At 55.0% G+C, this 19,695-nt stretch carries 14 protein-coding genes; 8 read left to right on the top strand and 6 right to left on the bottom strand.

The genetic code is table 11. The features are described 5' to 3' along the window. The first annotated feature begins 28 nt into the window (after positions 1-28). Complete coding sequence (locus tag HF650_RS12880; protein WP_187799015.1) at positions 29-547, top strand: hypothetical protein; 519 nt, start codon at positions 29-31, stop codon at positions 545-547. Positions 548-590: 43 nt separating this feature from the next. Then, complete coding sequence (locus tag HF650_RS12875; protein WP_187799014.1) at positions 591-965, top strand: hypothetical protein; 375 nt, start codon at positions 591-593, stop codon at positions 963-965. 119 nt (positions 966-1,084) lie between these two features. Here HF650_RS12875 and fumA read toward each other — a convergent pair whose 3' ends face one another. Continuing rightward, positions 1,085-2,734 (bottom strand): class I fumarate hydratase FumA, encoded by a 1,650-nt coding sequence (gene fumA, locus HF650_RS12870; RefSeq protein WP_187799013.1) that lies wholly within the window; start codon positions 2,732-2,734, stop codon positions 1,085-1,087. Positions 2,735-2,786: 52 nt separating this feature from the next. After that, positions 2,787-4,298 carry an anion permease gene (locus HF650_RS12865; RefSeq protein ID WP_275944585.1) on the bottom strand — a complete coding sequence of 504 codons (1,512 nt, stop codon included), beginning with the start codon at positions 4,296-4,298 and terminating at the stop codon, positions 2,787-2,789. 633 nt (positions 4,299-4,931) lie between these two features. On the opposite strand from HF650_RS12865, the gene HF650_RS12860 reads away from it, so the two are divergent. Together HF650_RS12860 and HF650_RS12855 are read left to right on the top strand one after the other, a co-directional pair. Next, a complete protein-coding gene (locus HF650_RS12860) occupies positions 4,932-7,709 on the top strand; it encodes a flavocytochrome c (RefSeq protein WP_187799012.1) in 2,778 nt (925 codons plus the stop codon). A gap of 95 nt (positions 7,710-7,804) precedes the next feature. Then, on the top strand, positions 7,805-8,767 hold the full coding sequence (locus HF650_RS12855; protein ID WP_187799011.1) for an FAD:protein FMN transferase: 963 nt from the start codon (positions 7,805-7,807) through the stop codon (positions 8,765-8,767). Here HF650_RS12855 and dcuR read toward each other — a convergent pair. Next, positions 8,748-9,467 (bottom strand): two-component system response regulator DcuR, encoded by a 720-nt coding sequence (gene dcuR / locus HF650_RS12850; RefSeq protein ID WP_054804197.1) that lies wholly within the window; start codon positions 9,465-9,467, stop codon positions 8,748-8,750. The two genes, HF650_RS12855 and dcuR, sit on opposite strands and share 20 nt — an antisense overlap. After that, the gene (locus HF650_RS12845; protein ID WP_187799010.1) at positions 9,464-11,080 is read right to left on the bottom strand and encodes a sensor histidine kinase; all 1,617 of its coding nucleotides are present in this window, start codon (positions 11,078-11,080) and stop codon (positions 9,464-9,466) included. The genes dcuR and HF650_RS12845 overlap by 4 nt, the downstream gene beginning before the upstream one ends. A 173-nt stretch (positions 11,081-11,253) precedes the next feature. Here HF650_RS12845 and HF650_RS12840 point away from each other — a divergent pair, with 173 nt between their 5' ends. Next, positions 11,254-12,171: an N-acetylmuramic acid 6-phosphate etherase gene (locus HF650_RS12840; protein ID WP_187799009.1), complete on the top strand. Its 918-nt coding sequence runs from the start codon at positions 11,254-11,256 to the stop codon at positions 12,169-12,171. 262 nt (positions 12,172-12,433) lie between these two features. Further along, positions 12,434-14,080, top strand: a complete 1,647-nt coding sequence (gene mqo / locus HF650_RS12835) for a malate dehydrogenase (quinone) (RefSeq protein WP_187799008.1) — start codon at positions 12,434-12,436, stop codon at positions 14,078-14,080. A gap of 38 nt (positions 14,081-14,118) precedes the next feature. Here mqo and HF650_RS12830 read toward each other — a convergent pair whose 3' ends face one another. Then, positions 14,119-14,910, bottom strand: coding sequence for an alpha/beta fold hydrolase (locus HF650_RS12830; RefSeq protein ID WP_187799007.1), 792 nt, complete (start codon positions 14,908-14,910; stop codon positions 14,119-14,121). A 454-nt stretch (positions 14,911-15,364) separates the two neighbouring features. On the opposite strand from HF650_RS12830, the gene HF650_RS12825 reads away from it, so the two are divergent. Beyond that, on the top strand, positions 15,365-16,102 hold the full coding sequence (locus tag HF650_RS12825; protein WP_187799006.1) for a serine protease: 738 nt from the start codon (positions 15,365-15,367) through the stop codon (positions 16,100-16,102). Positions 16,103-16,126: 24 nt separating this feature from the next. On the opposite strand, the gene HF650_RS12820 is transcribed toward HF650_RS12825, so the two are convergent. Then, positions 16,127-17,890, bottom strand: coding sequence for a sigma-54-dependent Fis family transcriptional regulator (locus HF650_RS12820; protein WP_187799005.1), 1,764 nt, complete (start codon positions 17,888-17,890; stop codon positions 16,127-16,129). Between the two features lie 261 nt (positions 17,891-18,151). Between HF650_RS12820 and HF650_RS12815 the strand changes: the two genes are divergently transcribed. Next, positions 18,152-19,672 (top strand): aldehyde dehydrogenase family protein, encoded by a 1,521-nt coding sequence (locus tag HF650_RS12815; protein ID WP_187799004.1) that lies wholly within the window; start codon positions 18,152-18,154, stop codon positions 19,670-19,672. The last annotated feature ends 23 nt before the right edge of the window (positions 19,673-19,695 follow it).

Below are 19,695 nucleotides of genomic sequence, written 5' to 3'. Positions count from 1 at the left end.
GATCTTTCGACTGGCTATGGAAATGTTAATGCGACGAATCATCCCTGTTTTTGTGCTGCTGTTGGGTTTATCTGCCCAGGCGGCGCAAACGCCGCTGGCGGAAAATGACTTCACCGTTGAAATTAATAAACAGACAGTCACCCTTGGGCAGAATTGGGATCGTAATCTGCTTGCTGCGTTAGGGAAACAGAACAGCGAGGATTTTGTCGGTGAGGTGCCGTTTGGTGATGAAAATTATAAATTTTATCGCCACATTTTTGCAGGCTTTGATATCTACAGTGCGAATATCGACTGGCAGCAGCGTGGCAAAAGCATTGACAGTTACGTCATCGGACAGATAACGCTGCACTCCCCAACACTGCACACCGCGCGCGGCGTTACGCCTGGCGACGCGAAACAGAGTGTAATTGAGCATTACGGTGCTGGCGAAACCGCTAACAGCGACGGCGAAGAGTGGATTATGTATTCACTCAAGCGCAAAAATATCGCTTTCGATGTCACTGGCGGCAAAGTGAATGTGATTAATATCAGCACAGATAATGACTAAATAGTCGGTCTGAATTATTAACACGCCGGGCAGGGTGATGAAGATGAAAATCGACAAACTCATCAAGAAACGCGTCATGCTGCATGATGGTGTGGAAACAGGCATTTTTAATCAATGTGTCGAATTGCTTTGCCCGCGTTGCCAGCAGCAGATTGAGCCAGATCTCTACAAAAGCCAGGATTTTGCCCGGCTGCCCGAGCACATCCAGGCTGCTGTGGCAGGCCGAATCAAAGCCATCACCTTCGATCCTGAGGCTTTTACCCGCTACACCGCACCAGAAGGAGCGCTTCTGTACTCTACACACTGTTGTGAGGGCGGGCAGGGAAAAACGCTGCTTCTTTTCAGCTATAAAGAGCAGCAGCCCGCCCGCTACATTGCCACCCTCTATGCGCTGCTGGTGGTGAGCAATGATGAATAAAGCACCACCGGAGGCATCGCGGATAGTGACGCCAGTAAATTTCAGCTAAACACCCATAGCTATTCACGCAATAAAAACCCCCGGTCGGGTAAATCCGCCGGGGGTTTTTCAATTATTACTCACCGCTGGTTGCAGCCTGCGCACTGCCTGTTCTGGATCTGCTGGAAGAAGTCATTGCCTTTATCATCCACCAGAATAAACGCCGGGAAATTCTCTACTTCTATCTTCCAGATAGCCTCCATGCCCAGTTCCGGGTACGCAACACACTCCAGGCTTTTAATACTCTGCTGCGCCAGTACGGCAGCTGGGCCGCCAATACTTCCCAGATAGAAACCGCCGTGTCTGGCACAAGCATCGGTGACCTGCTGGCTGCGGTTGCCTTTTGCCAGCATGATCATGCTCGCGCCATGAGATTGCAGCAGCTCCACGTAGGAGTCCATACGCCCTGCGGTAGTTGGGCCAAGCGAACCGGAAGCATAACCTTCTGGCGTTTTTGCCGGGCCAGCGTAGTAGATCGGGTGATCTTTCACGTACTGCGGCAGCTCTTCGCCATTATCAATCAGCTCTTTCAGCTTCGCGTGAGCGATATCGCGGGCCACAATAATCGTGCCGTTAAGCGAAACGCGGGTCGATACTGGGAAGGCAGAGAGCTGGGCGAGGATCGCTTTCATCGGCTGGTTAAGGTCGATTTTCGCCACATCGCCTTCACCCTGCTGACGCAGCTCTTGCGGAATATAGTGCGCCGGATTCGCCTCCATTTTCTCAATCCAGATCCCGTCGCGGTTAATTTTCGCTTTGATGTTACGGTCGGCGGAGCAGGATACGCCCATGCCGATAGGGCAGGAGGCTCCGTGGCGCGGCAGGCGGATCACGCGGATATCATGCGCAAAGTACTTCCCGCCAAACTGCGCGCCAAGTCCGAGATTTTGCGCCTCTTCCATCAATGCCTGTTCCAGTTCAACGTCACGAAATGCCTGGCCGTGCTCATTCCCTTCGGTTGGCAGGCCATCGTAGTAGCGGGTCGACGCCAGCTTCACGGTTTTTAGCGTGGACTCAGCTGAAGTTCCGCCAATCACGAAAGCGATATGGTAGGGCGGGCAGGCCGCGGTACCCAGCGTGCGCATTTTCTCCACCAGATAGTTTTTCAGCTTCGCCGGGGTAATCAGCGCTTTGGTCTCCTGATAGAGATAGGTTTTATTCGCCGAACCACCGCCTTTGGCGATGCACAAGAATTTATACTCTTCGCCATCCACGCTATAGAGATCAATCTGCGCGGGCAAATTGGTGCCGGTATTCACTTCTTTATACATATCCAGCGGCGCATTCTGCGAATAGCGCAGGTTATCTTCGGTGTAGGTGTTATACACACCACGCGCCAGCGCGGCTTCGTCACCGCCGCCGGTCCAGACGCGCTGGCCCTTTTTGCCCATGATGATGGCGGTACCCGTATCCTGACAGGTCGGCAGCACGCCCTTGGCGGCGATTTCGGAGTTACGCAGGAATTGCAGGGCAACGTATTTGTCGTTCTCGCTAGCCTGCGGGTCGGTCAGAATGGCAGCAACCTGCTTCTGATGAGAAGGTCGCAGCATGAACGCGGCATCGTGGAAAGCCTGTTGTGCCAGCAGCGTTAACGCCTGTGGCTCGACTTTCAGTACCTGCTCACCTTCAAACTCTGCTACGGAGACATGCTCGCGGCTGAGCAGATAGTATTCCGTTTCATCTTTCGCCAGTGGAAACGGATCCTGATAAATGAAAGGTTTGTTCGACATAGCTCATTACTCCACAAAAATAAAACCGCCGGGAGAGCCCGACGGTTATGAATCAGAACATCATGGTGATCCACGGATAGCCAATTAACAGCAGTGCAGCGAGGAAGATGGCACCGAAAATAGTGCCCAGCCGCCAGTAATCTTTGGTCGGCAGGTAGCCACTACCGTAGTAAATCGGGCTTGGACCAGTGCCGTAAGGGGTGATGATACCCATGACACCAAGTGAGGTGCACAGCACCAGCACAACGACTTCCATATTGATGCCAGGAATGGTCGCTGCGATGGTCAGCATCGCCGGCAGCAGCGCGGTGGTGTGTGCCGTGGTGCTGGCGAAGAGATAGTGCAGCAGATAGAACGCCAGCAGCAGAGCGATAGTGGCCATGCCCGGAGAGATGCCGCTCATCAACAGACCCCCCTCTTTGCCCAGCCAGGCGATAAAGCCGGTGGATGAGAGGCCATCAGCCAGCGCGACAAGCGTAGCGAACCAGACAAAGGTGTTCCAGGCAGGTTTGTTACTAGTGATATCGTTCCAGCTAAGCACACCGGTCCACAGCATCATCACCACAACCAGCAGTGCCGCCAGTGCCGGTTCAATAACGTCGGCGGCGAAAATCCACATCAGCAGCGCGCAGCAGACAAAGACCAGCAGCAGAATTTCATTACGGGACATTCTGCCTAGCTTCTCGAGCTCACGACTCGCCCACAGTGGAACTTCATCATTCACTTTCACTTCAGGCGGGTAGAACCAGTATGCCAGCAGCGGCATAGTCAAAATCAGCAGCAGGCCGAGCGGCAGGAAGGCGATAAACCATGTGCCCCATGAGATATTGATGCCAACAATGCTTTTCACCAACGCCAGCGCCAGCAGGTTAGGTGCAAGCGCGGAAAGGAACATAGAACTGGTGATACAGGCGGCTGTGATCGCTACCCACATCAGATAAGAACCAATGCGGCGCGCGCTCGGGTCGTTTGGTTTTGAACCATACAGAGGCGGCAGGTTGGCAATAATTGGATAGATGGTTCCGCCGCTGCGCGCGGTGTTTGATGGGGTAAACGGCGCTAACAGCAGATCGGCGAAGGTAATGGCATAACCCAGCGTCAGGCTGCGGCGACCCAGGTATTTGACGAGGATCAGCGCAAGGCGACGTCCAAACTGAGTCTTATCGTACCCGGCAGCAAACATAAATGCGCCGAAGATAAGCCAGACGGTGGAGTTGCCGAAACCGCTGACCGCCCATTTAAAGGACTGGCCCGCCAGTTTAAATTTCGGGTCCGCCAGTTGCTCAGGGCTAAAAAGCACCCATTGACTGCAGAGCGCAATCACCACCACACCGGTCATACCAATTACAGCACCCGGTAGCGGCTCGAAGATCAAGCCGACAATGACGCCAACGAAGATTGCAAAATAGTGCCATGCGTAGGGCGGTAAGCCTTCCGGCACCGGAACGAACAGTAACAATATGGCCACGATAATGGGTAGCGCCATCATGACCAGGCGGTTTTTATTACCGGCCTTTGCGCTCTCTGCTTTAGCAGAAGCTGGGGTTGGAGTTTTCTCTTTCATAGTGAGCATCTACAAGTAGTTAAGAATTCTGATAGGGCAGGGAATGAAGTGTGGTTTATTTAGTTTCGAAAGATACTTTAGTTGTTAAAACCATCTTCTCTTATTCCGCTGGCCTTTATTTATCGCAAAAATTAGCAGCAATAAATAAAAAATAAGTCTATTTCTATATTGCCCCTGCCGATGGGATTTCTCTTGATTAAGATCAATAAAACGAAAATATATCTCTTTTTTTAATATCAGGGGTACCCACTATGAATAATGGAGTTAATTTCCAAAAAAAGCGTAAAAATGTTAATGGATTGTATTGGGTATTAATGTCTGCAAGGCTCTTGTTTTGCTTAGTTATTTGATTTTTAAGTGTTTTATCTTGAAGTTCTTCAGGTGGTACTGCTTCGCAAGGTAATAATTATGTTACCGATAATTATAGATTTGTGAACGCAATATTTAAAAATGATAATACAGTGGAGGTAGGTCTGTTATTGCAGGGGTTAAATAGTTTTATAACTAACGTAATTAATTTAGTAAATAAAATTCGCGTTATATTAAGTCCACGACATTAGGATTAATAACAAGAACGAAAAATAGATCTGTCACCGAATTCAAGATTTATCAATTTTAGATGTGGAGTTTATTATGACCAGCAACGAACGTATTCTCAGCCCGTTTACATTGCCGAACGGTGTGGAACTGAAAAACCGTTTGTTAATGGCACCAATGACCACCTGCTCGGGTTATTTCGACGGTAGTGTTACCAGGGAACTGGTGGAGTATTACCGCGCACGTTCAGGAGCCATTGGCACCATTATTGTTGAGTGTTGCTTTGTCGACGATCTCGGCCTCGCATTTCCGGGAGCTATCGGGATTGATAGCGATGAAAAAATCGCAGGGCTGGCAAAAATTGCGGCTGCCATCCAGGAGAAAGGTTCAAAAGCCATTCTGCAGATTTATCATGGTGGTCGCATGGTGGAGCCGAAATTGATCGGTGGGCGCACACCGATCGCGCCGAGCGCCATTGCCGCTCCACGCGACGGTGCCGCGACCCCGGTGGCGATGAGTGCCGCAGAAGTTGAAAGCATGATCGCCAAATTTGGCGAAGCCGTGCGCCGCGCCATCCAGGCCGGCTTCGACGGCGTTGAGATTCATGGTGCCAATACTTATCTCATTCAACAATTCTTCTCTCCTCACTCCAACCAGCGTGACGATGAGTGGGGCGGCAGCCGCGAAAACCGCGCCAGGTTCCCGCTGGCTGTACTGGAAATCGCTCATAAGATGGCGCGCCAGTACGCAGATGACGCCTTTATCATCGGTTACCGTTTTTCACCGGAAGAGCTGGAAGTCCCCGGCATCCGTTTTGATGACACCATGTTCCTGCTGGAGAAGCTGGCCGCTCGCGGTCTCGATTATCTCCACTTCTCCGTAGGGGCAGCGCTGCGCTCCTCAATTAATGACTCGACCGATACGACGCCGCTGATTGATAAATATTGTGCGCTGCGTTCAGAAATGCTGGCGCAGGTCCCGGTAATGGGCGTCGGCGGGATCGTCAATGCGGCGGATGCCGAAGAGGGGTTGGATCATGGTTACGATCTGATGGCGATAGGCCGCGCCTGTATCGCCTACCCGGACTGGGCTTCGCGTATCGCTAACGGTGAAACCCTTGAACTCTTCATGGACAGCACCCAGCGTGAGGCACTGAAGATCCCTGAGCCGCTGTGGCGTTTCTCGCTAGTTGAAGCGATGATCCGCGATATGAGCATGGGCGCAGCGAAGTTCAAGCCAGGCGTTTTTGCTGAAACCGTACAGGATGACAGCAATACGCTGGTGTTCAACGTCAGTCTTGAAACCGACAGCATTGCGGATATTACGCTGGCTGAAGGCCCGCTGGATGACGTCGAGTTTACCCGTAGTTTTGAAGAGATTCGCAGCCGTATTATCAACGCCAATTCTCCGCATGTAGACGCCATTTCCGGCGCCACCAGCCAGAGCGAGGCGGTGAAAAAAGCGGTCTCGAAAGCGATGGTCAAATCGAGCAAAGCGCGGATCGCAGAAGAGGGTGGCGATAACAGCGTGACGAAAAGTTACGATGTGGTTGTTATTGGCAGCGGCGGTGCTGGTCTGGCTGCGGCGATTCAGGCGCACGACGAAGGGGCCAGCGTATTGATCGTCGAAAAAATGCCGACTATCGGTGGTAACACTATCAAAGCATCGGCAGGGATGAATGCGGCGGAAACCCGCTTCCAGCGCGTAAAAGGTATTCAGGACAGCAAAGAGCTCTTTTACGCTGAAACCCTGAAAGGGGGCGGTGAGAAGAACGATCCTGAGTTGCTGCGCCGCTTTGTTGAACATGCACCGGAAGCGATTGAGTGGCTGGCGCGTCGCGGCATCATGCTTAACGACATCACCACCACCGGCGGCATGAGCATCGACCGTACGCACCGTCCGCGCGACGGATCGGCGGTGGGTGGCTACCTGATCAGCGGCCTGCTGCGCAACGTTACCAAACGTAATATCGACGTCATGCTGGACACCTCCGTCGAAGAGATCCTCTTTGACGCGGGCGAAGTGCGCGGCGTACGCCTGCTGACCGAAGAGCAGGAGACCTTGAGCGTCGAGGCGAAGAGCGTGATTGTCGCCACCGGTGGCTTCAGCGCCAACAGCGCGATGGTCGTGAAATATCGCCCCGATCTGGACGGCTTCGTCACCACCAACCATAAAGGCGCGACCGGTAGCGGGATTTCGCTGCTGGAACGCCTTGGCGCTGCCACCGTGGATATGGGCGAAATCCAGATCCACCCGACGGTTGAGCAAAATACCTCTTATCTGATTTCAGAATCGATTCGCGGCGGCGGGGCAATTCTGGTCAATCAGCAGGGCAACCGCTTCTTCAACGAGATGTCGACCCGCGATAAAGTCTCTGCGGCTATCATCGCGCTGCCGGAGCACTATGCTTACATCGTCTTTGATGAGCACGTTCGTGCAAAAAACAAAGCGGCGGATGAGTATATTGCCCGCGGTTTTGTCACCAGCGCCAGCTCACCACGCGAACTCGCGGATAAGCTGGGTATGGATTATCATGCCTTCCTCGCCACGCTGGAGCGCTACAATGGCTTTGTGGAAAAACAGCATGACGATGATTTCGGGCGCACCACCGCACTGCGCGCACCGATCAACGAAGGCCCGTTCCACGCTATTCAGATCGCGCCAGGCGTGCATCACACTATGGGCGGCGTGACCATCAACACCGATACCCAGGTGCTCAACCGCGAGCAGCAGGTTATCCCTGGTGCTTTCGCGGCGGGTGAAGTTGTTGGCGGCCTGCACGGTGGCAACCGCATCGGCGGCAACGCCGTGGCAGATATTATCGTCTTCGGTTCGCTGGCGGGGCATCAGGCCGCACTGCGCGCGAAAAGGTAACGCATTAACGCAAAATTGCTGCGCCTTATCAGGCCTCTCACTCTCCCTGGCCTGATAAGCGTAGCGCCACCAGTACGCAACAGAAGGAGTATGCAATGTCTGCAAATCCGAGCTGGCGCTACTCAGCCGTGCTGATGGGCTCGCCCATCCTGCTCACGCTCTTTGTCCATGATGACGCGCTCGCCTCCCGCGTATTCTCCCTGATTAAGCGCTACGAAGATCTTTTCACCGTCAACCGCGCCAACTCTGAAGTGATGGCAATCAATCACGCCGCAGGGCGGTATCCGGTTGCCGTTAGCCGTCCGGTTTTTGAGCTTATCAAATGCGCGAAAGCCGCCAGCATGATGCCTGGCAGCGCCTTTAATCTGGCAATTGGCCCGCTGGTGAAACTGTGGCGAATCGGGTTTAAAGGTGACCGGGTGCCAGAGGCGGACGCGATCGCCGCGCGGCTGCGCATCACGCGCGTTCAGGACGTTGTCCTTGATGATGGCGCGGGCAGCGTTTTTCTTACCCAGGCCGGGATGGAGATCGATCTCGGCGCGATTGCTAAAGGGTTTATTGCCGATCGGGTGCGCGACTATCTGCACCAGCAGGGGGTGACCGAGGGGTTAATTAACCTTGGCGGCAACGTGCAGACGCTGGGAACGCCGCAGGGGCGGTGGTCAATCGGCGTGAAAAAGCCGTTCGCACAGGCGGATGCGCTGATTGGCACGCTGGAGGTTGCCAACCAGTCGGTAGTCACTTCCGGCACCTATGAGCGCTATTTCGAGCAGGATGGCCAGCGCTGGCATCATATCCTCGATCCGCGCAGCGGCTACCCGCTGGAAAATGAGCTCGACAGCGTGACCATCATCTCCAGCGACTCACTCGATGGCGATATCTGGACCACGCTGCTCTTCGGCCTCGGCGTCGAGAAGGGGTGCCAGCTGCTAAAACAGCGCGAGGACATTGAAGCCCTCTTCGTCACCAAAAAGCGCGACGTGATCCTCTCCTCCCGCCGCCACTTCAGCTACACCCACGTTGACGACAGCTACCGGTTTATTGACTGTACTGCTTGAGCAGGCTGTACTGCTCCGCAATCAGCTGATAGCGATAAACCGGCCGGCCGGTCGCACCATAATGGATGGTGGTATAGAGAATATTGATCTGCGCCAGCCAGATCAGGTATTTACGGCAGGAGACGCGGGAGATATTGACCGCGTTAGCCAGCTCATCCGTTGAGAACTCAATCCCCGGATGGGCATCGATCCACTGGCAAATAGTGCGCAGGGTCTGGGCCGTAAGCCCCTTCGGCAGCCGGCGGGTATCTGCCACCTCTGGCGCGCCGCCGTGCAGCAAGCGATCGACGTCTGACTGCTCATAGTAGGGGTGCGCATCCATCAGCTTACGCTTTTCGCGCCAGGTGGTGAGCGCCTCTTCAAAACGTGGGAACTGGAACGGCTTAATCAGATAGTCGACCACCCCGTAATGCAGCGAGGTCTGAATGGTTGCGGCATCGGCGGAAGAGGTGATCATAATCACGTCAATCGCCCGCCCGCTGGCGCGAATAATCGGCAGCAGATCGAGACCGCTATCCTGCTGCATATAGACATCCAGCAGCACCAGGTCGATCTCAAGCAGCGGATTGTTCACCATCTCCTCGGCCTGACGCAGCGTTGACGCCGTGCCGCAGCACTGAAAACCGGCTATCTGCGCCACGTACATGCGGTTCAGCTCGGCCACCATGGCATCATCGTCAACAATTAATACATTTATCACGCGTTCTTCCTTTCACTATCCCACGGGAGATGGACAAAAAATTGGGTAAACACACCGGGTTCAGATTCCACGCTCAGGGTGCCACCAAGGTCAGCCAGCTGCTGGCTGGCGAGAAAAAGCCCGACGCCGCGGTTTTCACCCTTGGTGGAGAAGCCTTTGCGAAAGATGGCGTCGATATTGCCCGGCGCAATACCTGGTCCGTCATCGCTCACTTCACCTGCCAGCCAGCCATCCTGATAATGCAGAAATAGCCCGACTTCACCCTCCTGCTGGCCGCTCATCGCATCCAGCGCATTCTCAATCAAATTACCCAGTACGGTAACCAGCACCGTCACCTGCTTCTCATTCGGGTTATCCGGTACCTGGCTCTCATCTGCCAGCGTCAGGGTAAAACCGCACTCTTTGGCCCGGTTGATTTTACCGAGCAAAAAACCGGCTACCACCGGCGACTTAATCTGATGCTGGATCGCGCCGATATCGCTCTGGTAGTTCTGGGCCGTTTGCAGCACATACTCCTGCAGCTTGTCATAGCGCTTCATATTTAACAGACCGAGGATGACATGCAACTTGTTCATGAATTCATGCGAGGTGGTTCGCAAGGCATCGACATAATTGACCATCCCATCGAGCCGCTGCATCAACTGGCTCACCTCGGTCTTATCGCGGAAAGTACAAATCGCGCCGATAATACTCTCCTGGCTGCGTACCGGTACGGTGTTACTCAGCAGTAGACGGCCGTTGCACCCCAGCTCACGATCGAAAATAGGGGTGCCGGTCTGTAACACACTCAGCAGATCGGCCAGCAGAGGTTGATGCGTGCCGGCACCCTGCGCCGTACTGCTAAGCAACATTCGCCGCCCGGCATGGTTTAGCAGCGTCACGCGGCCATCCGCATCAACAGCCATGACGCCCTCTTTAAGGGACTGCAACATCGCCTGGCGTTGCTTAAATTGTGCCGAAATTTCATACGGCTCAAGCCCGAGCAGGATGCGTTTTAACACCCGCACTACTTGCCATACGCCAACAAAACCTACCAGTGCGCTGAATATTAAGATCCACATCGCTGCATGGCGGCTGCGGCTTACCTGCTCGTCGACCTCACTTAACGAAATGCCGACCACCACCACCCCTATCTGCTGGTGACGCTCATCATAAACCGGAGTAAACACGCGCAGCGCCGGGGCGAGCACGCCGCGGTTAACCGCAGCATTCTCATGACCCTTCAACGCAGGCTGCAGATCCTCACCAATAAAGTTCTGCCCGATCATGCTGGCATTCGGGTGCGCATAGCGAATGCCCTGCATATTGGTGACCACCGCATAGAGCAAATCGTTTCGCGCTGCAACCGCCTGCGCGAGAGGCTGAATGATATTGCTATTGGGGGGCAGTAGTAGCCCACGCCTGATTTCCGGCGCATCGGCAAGGGTACGCGCCACCGCGAAGCCGGTTGCTTTCACGCCGTCGCGCGTGGCGTTGCTTATCTGCCAGAACCAGAGGGCGCAAGCCAACAGCAGCACGGACCCCGTCACGCTGCACACCATCAGCGTCACCATGGTGCCAAACTTCATTGGTCGCTTGCGCGGGGAGGCCGCCGTGGGCGCTATCTGAGTCATGCTGAACCCGAATTATTCAACTGTGAAAGGCTATTATCGCCGATGGGCGGCAATTCATAAAGCTACGTGATAAATCAGCAAAAAGAGGCGCGCCGGGAAGCGTGACACCACTCGCAAGCGAAAAGCGGAAATACCCTTATAGTGTGTGTGGAACCTTTAACAAGGAGTAGGGTATGAGCAGTAAGCCAAACGGTTCAATGGAGGCGCGTCGTAATCCCCGCACGGGTGAAATCGACCGCCTCGCCACGCTGGATATGCTGACGCTTATCCATCAGGAGAGTGAAGAGGTTACGCAGGCGGTCACCGCCTGCCTGCCAGCGATCGCCCGTCTGGTCGATAACGCCAGCGCGACGCTTAGTCGGGGCGGGCGCGTGGTGCTCGCCGGCGCGGGTTCTTCGGGGCGGGCGGCCATGCAAACCGTCGAAGCGTTCGCGCCCGACAACCAGCACGGTCTGCTGGCTTTAATGGCCGGCGGGGCACAATCGGCAAGAGCGCAGCAGGATCGCGCAGCGGGTGACTACGATTGCGGAGGGGCCGATCTGCAGGCGCTGGGGCTAACGGCGCGCGATATGCTGGTGGCACTATCGTTAAGCGGCACCACGCCGTGGACGAGTGGGGTATTGCAACGGGCGCAGGCAGTTGGCGCGCGCGTGGTTTTGGTTACCCGGGCGCAGGCGTGCGAAGAAGCGGCGCAGTTCGCCGATATGGTGATCGCGCCCGATTCGGGGGCCGAAGCGGTAAGCGGTTTTAGCGAGCCAAAAGCGCAGCTGGCGCAGCAGCAGATCCTCGCTATGTTGTCCACCGGGCTGGCTGTTCGTTGCGGGCGGGTTTATAGCAATTTGCGCGTCGACATCGCGCCAGTGAATCTGCATTGGGCCGAACGGCAAATCGCCGTGGTGATGGCGGCGAGCAGCTGCACGCGCGAAGAGGCCAAACGCGCCCTGGCACAGGCAAATAATGAGTGTCGCGCTGCCATTTTAATGCTGCTTACCGGCGTAAGTGCCTCGCGCGCGCAGGTTCTGCTGGCAGAAAATCACCGTCATTTGCGCCTCGCCATTACGGGAGCAAAAAGTGCAGGGGCTGATGCCTGATAATGACCATTTGGCCGCCAGGAGCGGCCATTATTTATTTTCCCATTTAATTGAAAAACGCTAAATTTTATTTCGCTTCTTAAAGTAAATTCCCTTCAAAAATAATTCCACACAGAGTGCGTTACTACTTTTTTTAATTAAAAAAAGCAGGCGGAAAATAAAAACAAAATTATTCTATTTTGTGAATGATATTTTAAATTAACGTAAAAATAAGTTAATATGCGTCACCACGAATCACTTGTTGTTATCTAACCGAATAATTATGCCTGCAATGAAAAAAACTATTATTGCCTTCAGCGCCGTTGCGATGCTCGTCAGCTCTGCGACCAGTGCGTGGGCGGAAGAGAACCAAAAAACCGACTTCCTGCTGATTGGCGGCGGTATCATGAGCGCCTCCCTGGGCACCTGGCTGCAGACCCTGCAACCAGAGTGGAAACAGGTGATGGTGGAGAAACTCGACGGCGTTGCGCTTGAGTCCTCCAACGGCTGGAATAATGCCGGTACCGGTCACTCGGCAAATATGGAACTGAACTACACGCCACAGCGTGCAGACGGCTCCATTGATGTCACCAAGGCGCTGGAAATTAATGAACAATTTATGATTTCCCGCCAGTTCTGGTCCACCCAGGTGAAGCGCGGTATTTTAACCAACCCGCACTCCTTTATTAATTCCACGCCGCACATGAGTTTTGTCTGGGGCGATAATGTGGATTATCTGGCAAAACGTTATGCCGCACTGCAGCAAACGACCTTATTCCAGGGCATGAAATTCTCCACCGATCACCAGCAAATTAAGCAGTGGGCACCGCTGGTAATGGAAGGGCGGGATCCGCAGCAAAAAGTTGCCGCGACCTGGACCCCGGTCGGCACCGATGTGAACTATGGCGAGATTACCCGCCAGCTGATCGGTAGCCTGAAAAAGAGCAAAAACTTCTCTCTGCAAACCTCATCGGAAGTGACCGATTTCAAACGTAATGCCGATAACTCCTGGCATGTGACGATCAAAGATGTGAAAAGCGGCGATGAGCACACCATCGATGCGAAATATGTCTTTATCGGTGCAGGTGGCGGCGCGCTGAAGCTGCTGCAAAAAACCGGCATTCCGGAAGCGGACAACTATGCGGGCTTCCCGGTGGGCGGCTCCTTCCTGATGACCGAAAATCCGGCCATCACCAACATTCACCGCCAGAAAGTGTATGGCCAGGCCTCCGTCGGTGCTCCGCCGATGTCAGTTCCGCATATCGATGCACGCGTCATTGACGGGAAACGCGTGGTGCTGTTTGGGCCATTTGCGACTTTCTCGACCAAATTCCTGAAAAACGGCTCTTTCTTTGATCTGCTGAGCACCACTACCACCAGCAACTTTATGCCGATGACCCACGTAGGTCTGGATAACTTCGACCTTGTGAAATACCTGATGGGTCAGGTGATGCTGAGTGATGATGACCGCTTTGAAGCACTGAAAGAGTACTATCCGCAGGCGCGTAAAGAGGACTGGAAACTGATCCAGGCTGGCCAGCGCGTTCAGATCATTAAGAAAGATGAAGATAAAGGCGGCGTGCTGAAGCTGGGTACCGAAGTGGTGGTCGATCAGCCGAAAACCCTCTCTGCGCTGTTAGGTGCATCGCCGGGTGCCTCTACCGCAGCGCCAATTGCCCTGAACGTCATCAAGAAGATGTTCCCGGAGCAGTTCAACTCGCCGGCGTGGCAGAGCAAGATCAAAGAGGTCGTTCCGAGCTTTGGTCAGCATCTGAACGGCAACGTCTCCCTGACGCAGCAGGTGTGGGATGACACCGCCGCCGCGCTGGAGCTGACCAAGCCGCCGGTTATCGACATGAAAGATGCGCAGGCGGCGACGCCAGCCGCGCCGAAGAGCGAAAACGCGCCACAGCATGATATGGCGCTGTAAATAAGAGAGGCGCACCGCGGTGCGCCTTTTTTTATGCCTTAAAGATGGCGGGCAAACCACGCGGTCTGTACTGCGCTGACGCACTCAAACGCCTTCCCACTGTAAATATCGTAATGGCGCGCACCGGCCTCTTCGTGCAGCGCTTTCTCAGCTGCTCCCACCGCCGCAAACAGCGCCCGGCCTTGTGCTGACGGGTTGACGCTATCTTCCGCCGCAATCACCACCAGCGTTGGACAGGTCACCTTTGCCGCCCACTCAGCGGGCCGATAATTCACCGTTTCGCGAACCGTTAAAAATGGGATTTTAATATCCATCTGCGGGAAGCGGGTGCGGTTCTCCTCAAAAAACGCCTTCGATTCGGCATCGGAAAGCACGCGGGTGATCGCCACCATCATCTCTTTGCCGGTCGCCTGCTGCTTCTGTGCCATCTTCTCCAGCGTGTCGATAAAGGCGCGCTTTTCGCCTTCATTCATATGGCCGGTGACGATCGCTTCACCATCGGCAAATGCCAGCTGGCTGACCACGCATTTTATACGCGCATCCAGCGCGGGCTGTTCGCTGACCCACGCCACAACTGACAGAATATCCTCAATCTGCATAGCCGGGACCAGCCGACCGCGCTCCCCGGCGCTCTCTCCAAAGCCGCGGTAATCGAAGGTGACCGTAGCAAAACCGGCGCTGGTGAAGGCCTCGGCAAAAGCAGGCAGCAGGATCGGCTGGATGCCGCAAAAGCCGTGACACAATACAATGGTGGGGAGGGGGCCTGCTGCTGCAGGCATACGCAGGGTCAAAGAGATGCCATTGGCGAGCATGTAAGTTGAAGTATCCATATAACCTATGATTTCCTTTTTATCATTTGTCTGAATAATCAAACAGTTAACGGTGAGTTGCTATCTTACTCGCCTGCATCTTTTATCGCCAGATATCAATTCAGGGATAACCGGTTTGTCTGGTCGACATATTTTCAAGCTGAGGTTTTAATGACTAAGCCGTCATGCTCAGGCGCTGAATCATTTCGCGCGCCTGGCCTGAAGTGTGCGTTGAGAATAATCGCAACAACAGGAAAAGAGTCTCTGTTTACTTCTCGCGCTTCGCTTTATATATTTCTCGCGGTTTCAAATCATCCCTATGACTCGGTTAACAGAATCACGCTATTTCAAAAAGGCGGCGATTAATGCTGCCCTGCGTGAGCGTCAGCCTTATTCCGGAGAAAGAAGAGTGACCCTAAAAAATAGAGCAGCGCTTTGTGTTGCCGCCGCGCTTTTGTCTTTCAGCAGCATAAATATGGCCTCAGCCAGCGACCCTACGACCAGGATCGTCAACGGCACACCCGCGCAGCCCGGCGAATTTCCTGAGTTTATCACCATCAACGACAACAATACGCTGGCCGGGCACCGTTGCGGAGGCGTGTTGATCAACTCCCGCTGGGTATTAACCGCCGCCCATTGCGCCACCCTGTTTGATTTAACTAAAACCAATATTTTAATTGGTGCAGAAAGTTACCAGCCACTAAAAATAAAAGAGAGTGTGCCGGTTGAAAAAGTTATTGTGCACCCCTCATATGATACGTCGACAATGGAGGGGACGGCTAAATATGATATTGCCTTAATTAAACTGTCCCGCGAAGCCACCAGCACTAATTTCGCACTGCTTGCTGGAAATAATAACAGCGATGAACCACCCGCTGCGCTAACGGATATTCCACTCACCGGTGTCGGTTTTGGTGTTAATGAAAATGGTCTGAAACCGAACGTGCTCTATAAAGGAGGTCTGAGCGTTCTGGCGGATAGCCAGTGTATCGATGTCCCGCAGTTCTATCCGCCGACTTATTTTGAGCCACAGATGCACATTTGTGCCGGTTACGCCACCGCCGGGGGCGATTCGGGCGGTCCGCTGTTTGCTGACTACAACGGCAGCCGTTACGTTGTCGGCATTGTCTCACGGGATCTCATTCTGCCCGCACAGCAGTTCACGCGCGTCAGCTACTACGCGGAGTGGATTAACGCCACCGTTGCCGGATAGCTCAGAAACAGCCAGACCTGCTGCTTAGCGGCCTGGCTGCTCTTTCTCCAGCCGACGGTAGAGTGTGCTACGTGAAATCCCCAGCCTCTTTGCCGCCAGGCTCATGTTGCCCTGCGCTTCGGCAATCGCCTGCCGGGCATCGGCCTGCGGCGCGACATCCGTTTTTACGGCGCTGACCGGTTCGCCCGGCAGATCGTTAAGCGTAATGCAATCGCCATCTTCCGCTAGCGCCATCAGCACGCGCAGCTGGCTCAGTAACTGACGCACGTTGCCGGGCCATGGCCGTCGGGACAGCGCGTCGAGTACTTCATTGCTCAGCGTCAGCCCGCGGCGGGCAGCGCCCAGCTCATGCCACAGTTTTTCAATAAAACCCGGCAGATGCGGCCACGCGCGTAAAGGCGGGATGGGCAGATGAAACTCCTGAATACGATAGAGTAGATCCTCGCGGAAGCTACCGGCCTGCACCTGCGCGGCAAGATCCTGGTGCGTGGCGCAAATGAGCGTAAAGTTGACCTCCACGCTGCTATTGGCCCCGAGCGGCGTCACGCGTTTTTCCTGTAGCACCCTCAGTAAACGTGTTTGCAGCGCCAGCGGCATGTCGCCAATCTCATCAAGGAACAGCACGCCGCCATCAGCTTCGCGGCATTTTCCGATATACCCTTTCGGGTTCGCGCCGGTAAAGGCACCGGGAACATAGCCGAACAGTTCTGATTCGATCAAGGGCTCCGGCAGCGCCGCGCAGTTGATGGCGACAAATTTTCCCTCATGCCACTGGCTGCGCTCAAAGAGTTCCCGCGCCATATGCTCCTTGCCGCAGCCCGTTTCACCAGTAATGCACAGAGCGATACCGGCATTAACAATACGCAGCGCCTTCTCCTTCTCTTGCGCCAGGTGATCGGGCTGATAAACGGTACGCGGTGCACTGTAACGCCGGGTGGGCAGGGTCTGGCGGGCGTAATAGCGGCGCGCCTGGCACGATTCGAGAGTGCACGCGTCGGCCGTTGCGGTGAAACCGGGGAAGAGGGTGCCGATCTCCATCGCGCCAAAGTGGTTGGCGGTGAGGGAAAACTCCTCCATCGCCAGCCGGTTCGCGCCGAGCAGGGTGTTGTCTTCAAAAATCAGCAGCAACTCCTGGGCGCTGCCAAGCACTGACCGGTCGTGATGCAGGCTCAATAACCAGCGATCTGCGCCGAGGGCGCTGCTGGCCCAGCTGTGTTCAATCTGGCACACCGCGCGGCGAATGAGCGCCGAAGCGTCGCGGCGCGGAGTCTGAGCTGGGGTGGAGAGATCCAGCACGCCGGCAATCTGCCCATCGGGACGGAACACCGGCGCGGCGGAGCAGAACAGGCCCGCGTTGCGGCTAAGGAAGTGTTCGCCGCCGGAGACTTCACAGGGCCGTTGTAACGCCAGCGCGGTGCCGATGGCATTGGTGCCGCGCGCGTGTTCGCCCCACAGATGTCCCGGCGAGAGGGCAAAGCGCTGCGCTTTATGCAAAAAGTCGCTATTTCCGTAGGTCTCCAGCACCAGGCCAGTGGCATCGGACAACACCAGAATCGACGGGTGGCTGGAGAGTTGCGGGCGCAGGCGCGCCAGCAGCGGGGCGACCAGGTGATTGACCCAGCCATTCTCCGCGCGGGCATCATTGAGCAGAGAGGAAGCCACCCAGGGCTGAACGTCATCATCCCGGGTTAATCCATACCGTGAGCTGCGCTGCCAGGAGTCTTCCAGTTGATATGGCAGGCTGACCTCGTGCGAGGCGGGGGACAACGATCGGGCGCGAGATGGCATGTTACTCTCCGATAATTGAAATGTTGCAATTATGTATCACATGAGTGTCGCGTATGTAGCGACGTGCAACACATTTCCCGTAATCGCCATCACGCTTTTTTGTTACCCCCTCTCACGCCTTCACGCGCTTACCGTTGTTATGTGCTGATTTTATTGGGGTTTACCCTTCGCTTAAGAAGTTGGCATAACAACTGCTTATATAGAGCTGTCCACCACGATGTGAGACGCCTCTTCTGTACCGATAATAACGAGGAACACCTTATGAAATATCTGCACCCTGGCCTTGATGGCGCGAAAGTCTCTTACAAGCCGCGTTATGGCAACTATATTGGCGGCGAGTTTGTCGATCCGATTGAGGGCCGCTGGTTTACCAATACCTCGCCGGTAACCGGAGAGGTGATTGCCGAATTCCCGCGCTCCGGGGCGGAAGATATTGAGAAAGCGCTCGACGCCGCCCATGCCGCCGCGGAGAGCTGGGGCAAAACCAGCGTGCAGGATCGTGCCAATGTGCTGCTGAAGATTGCCGATCGCATAGAAGCCAACCTTGAACTGCTGGCATTAACGGAAACCTGGGACAACGGCAAGCCGATTCGCGAAACGCTGGGTGCTGATATTCCTCTCGCTGTTGATCACTTCCGCTACTTTGCTGGCTGCGTCCGCGCCCAGGAGGGGACAGCGGCAGAGATCGACAGTAACACCGTCGCATACCATATCTATGAGCCGCTCGGCGTGGTCGGACAGATTATTCCGTGGAACTTCCCGATCCTGATGGCCGCCTGGAAGCTGGCACCCGCGCTGGCCGCCGGGAACTGCGTGGTGCTAAAACCCGCCGAGCAGACGCCGCTGGGTATCTGTGTGCTAATGGAAGTGATTGGCGATCTGCTGCCGAAAGGGGTGCTGAACGTGGTGCACGGTTTCGGCATGGAAGCGGGCGAGCCGCTGGCGCGCAGCAAGCGCATCGAGAAGATTGCCTTCACCGGCTCCACGCCGATTGGTCGCCATATTCTTACCTGCGCGGCTGAAAACATCATCCCCAGCACCGTCGAGCTGGGCGGTAAATCGCCCAATATCTACTTTGAAGATGTGCTGAATGGCGACGCCGAGTATATCGATAAAGCGATCGAGGGCGTGGTGCTCGGCTTCTTCAACCAGGGCGAAGTCTGCACCTGCCCGTCGCGCGTGCTGGTGCAGGAGTCCATCTACCCGCAGTTTATTGAAAAAGTGATTGCCCGTATGGAGAACATTCGCAAAGGCGATCCCTTCGACACCGACACCATGATTGGCGCGCAGGCCTCTCAGGAGCAGTACGACAAAATTCTCTCTTACATCAATATCGCCCGTGAAGAGGGAGGCGAAATCATCGCCGGCGGCGCGCACCTTGAGCACGGCGATAAGCTGGAAAAGGGTTACTACATTCAGCCAACGCTGATCAAAGGCCACAACAAAATGCGCTGTTTCCAGGAGGAGATCTTTGGGCCGGTGATCGGCATCACCACCTTTAAAGACGAGGCGGAAGCGCTGCAAATCGCCAACGATACGGAGTATGGCCTGGGGGCTGGGCTGTGGACGCTGGATATCAACCGCGCGTGGCGCATGGGGCGCGCCATCAAAGCGGGTCGCGTGTGGACCAACTGCTACCATCTCTATCCGGCGCATGCGGCGTTCGGTGGCTACAAAAACTCGGGCGTGGGGCGTGAAACCCACAAACTGGCGCTCAGTCACTATCAGCAGATCAAAAACCTGCTGGTGAGCTATAGCGGTTCCCCGCTGGGTCTCTATTGATTATCCATCAGGATGAGGGTGAA

This window comes from Kosakonia sp. SMBL-WEM22, from assembly GCF_014490785.1.
Taxonomy (GTDB): domain Bacteria; phylum Pseudomonadota; class Gammaproteobacteria; order Enterobacterales; family Enterobacteriaceae; genus Kosakonia.
The sequence above is the reverse complement of the archived record's forward strand: the minus strand, read 5'-3'. Positions and strand labels throughout refer to the sequence as shown.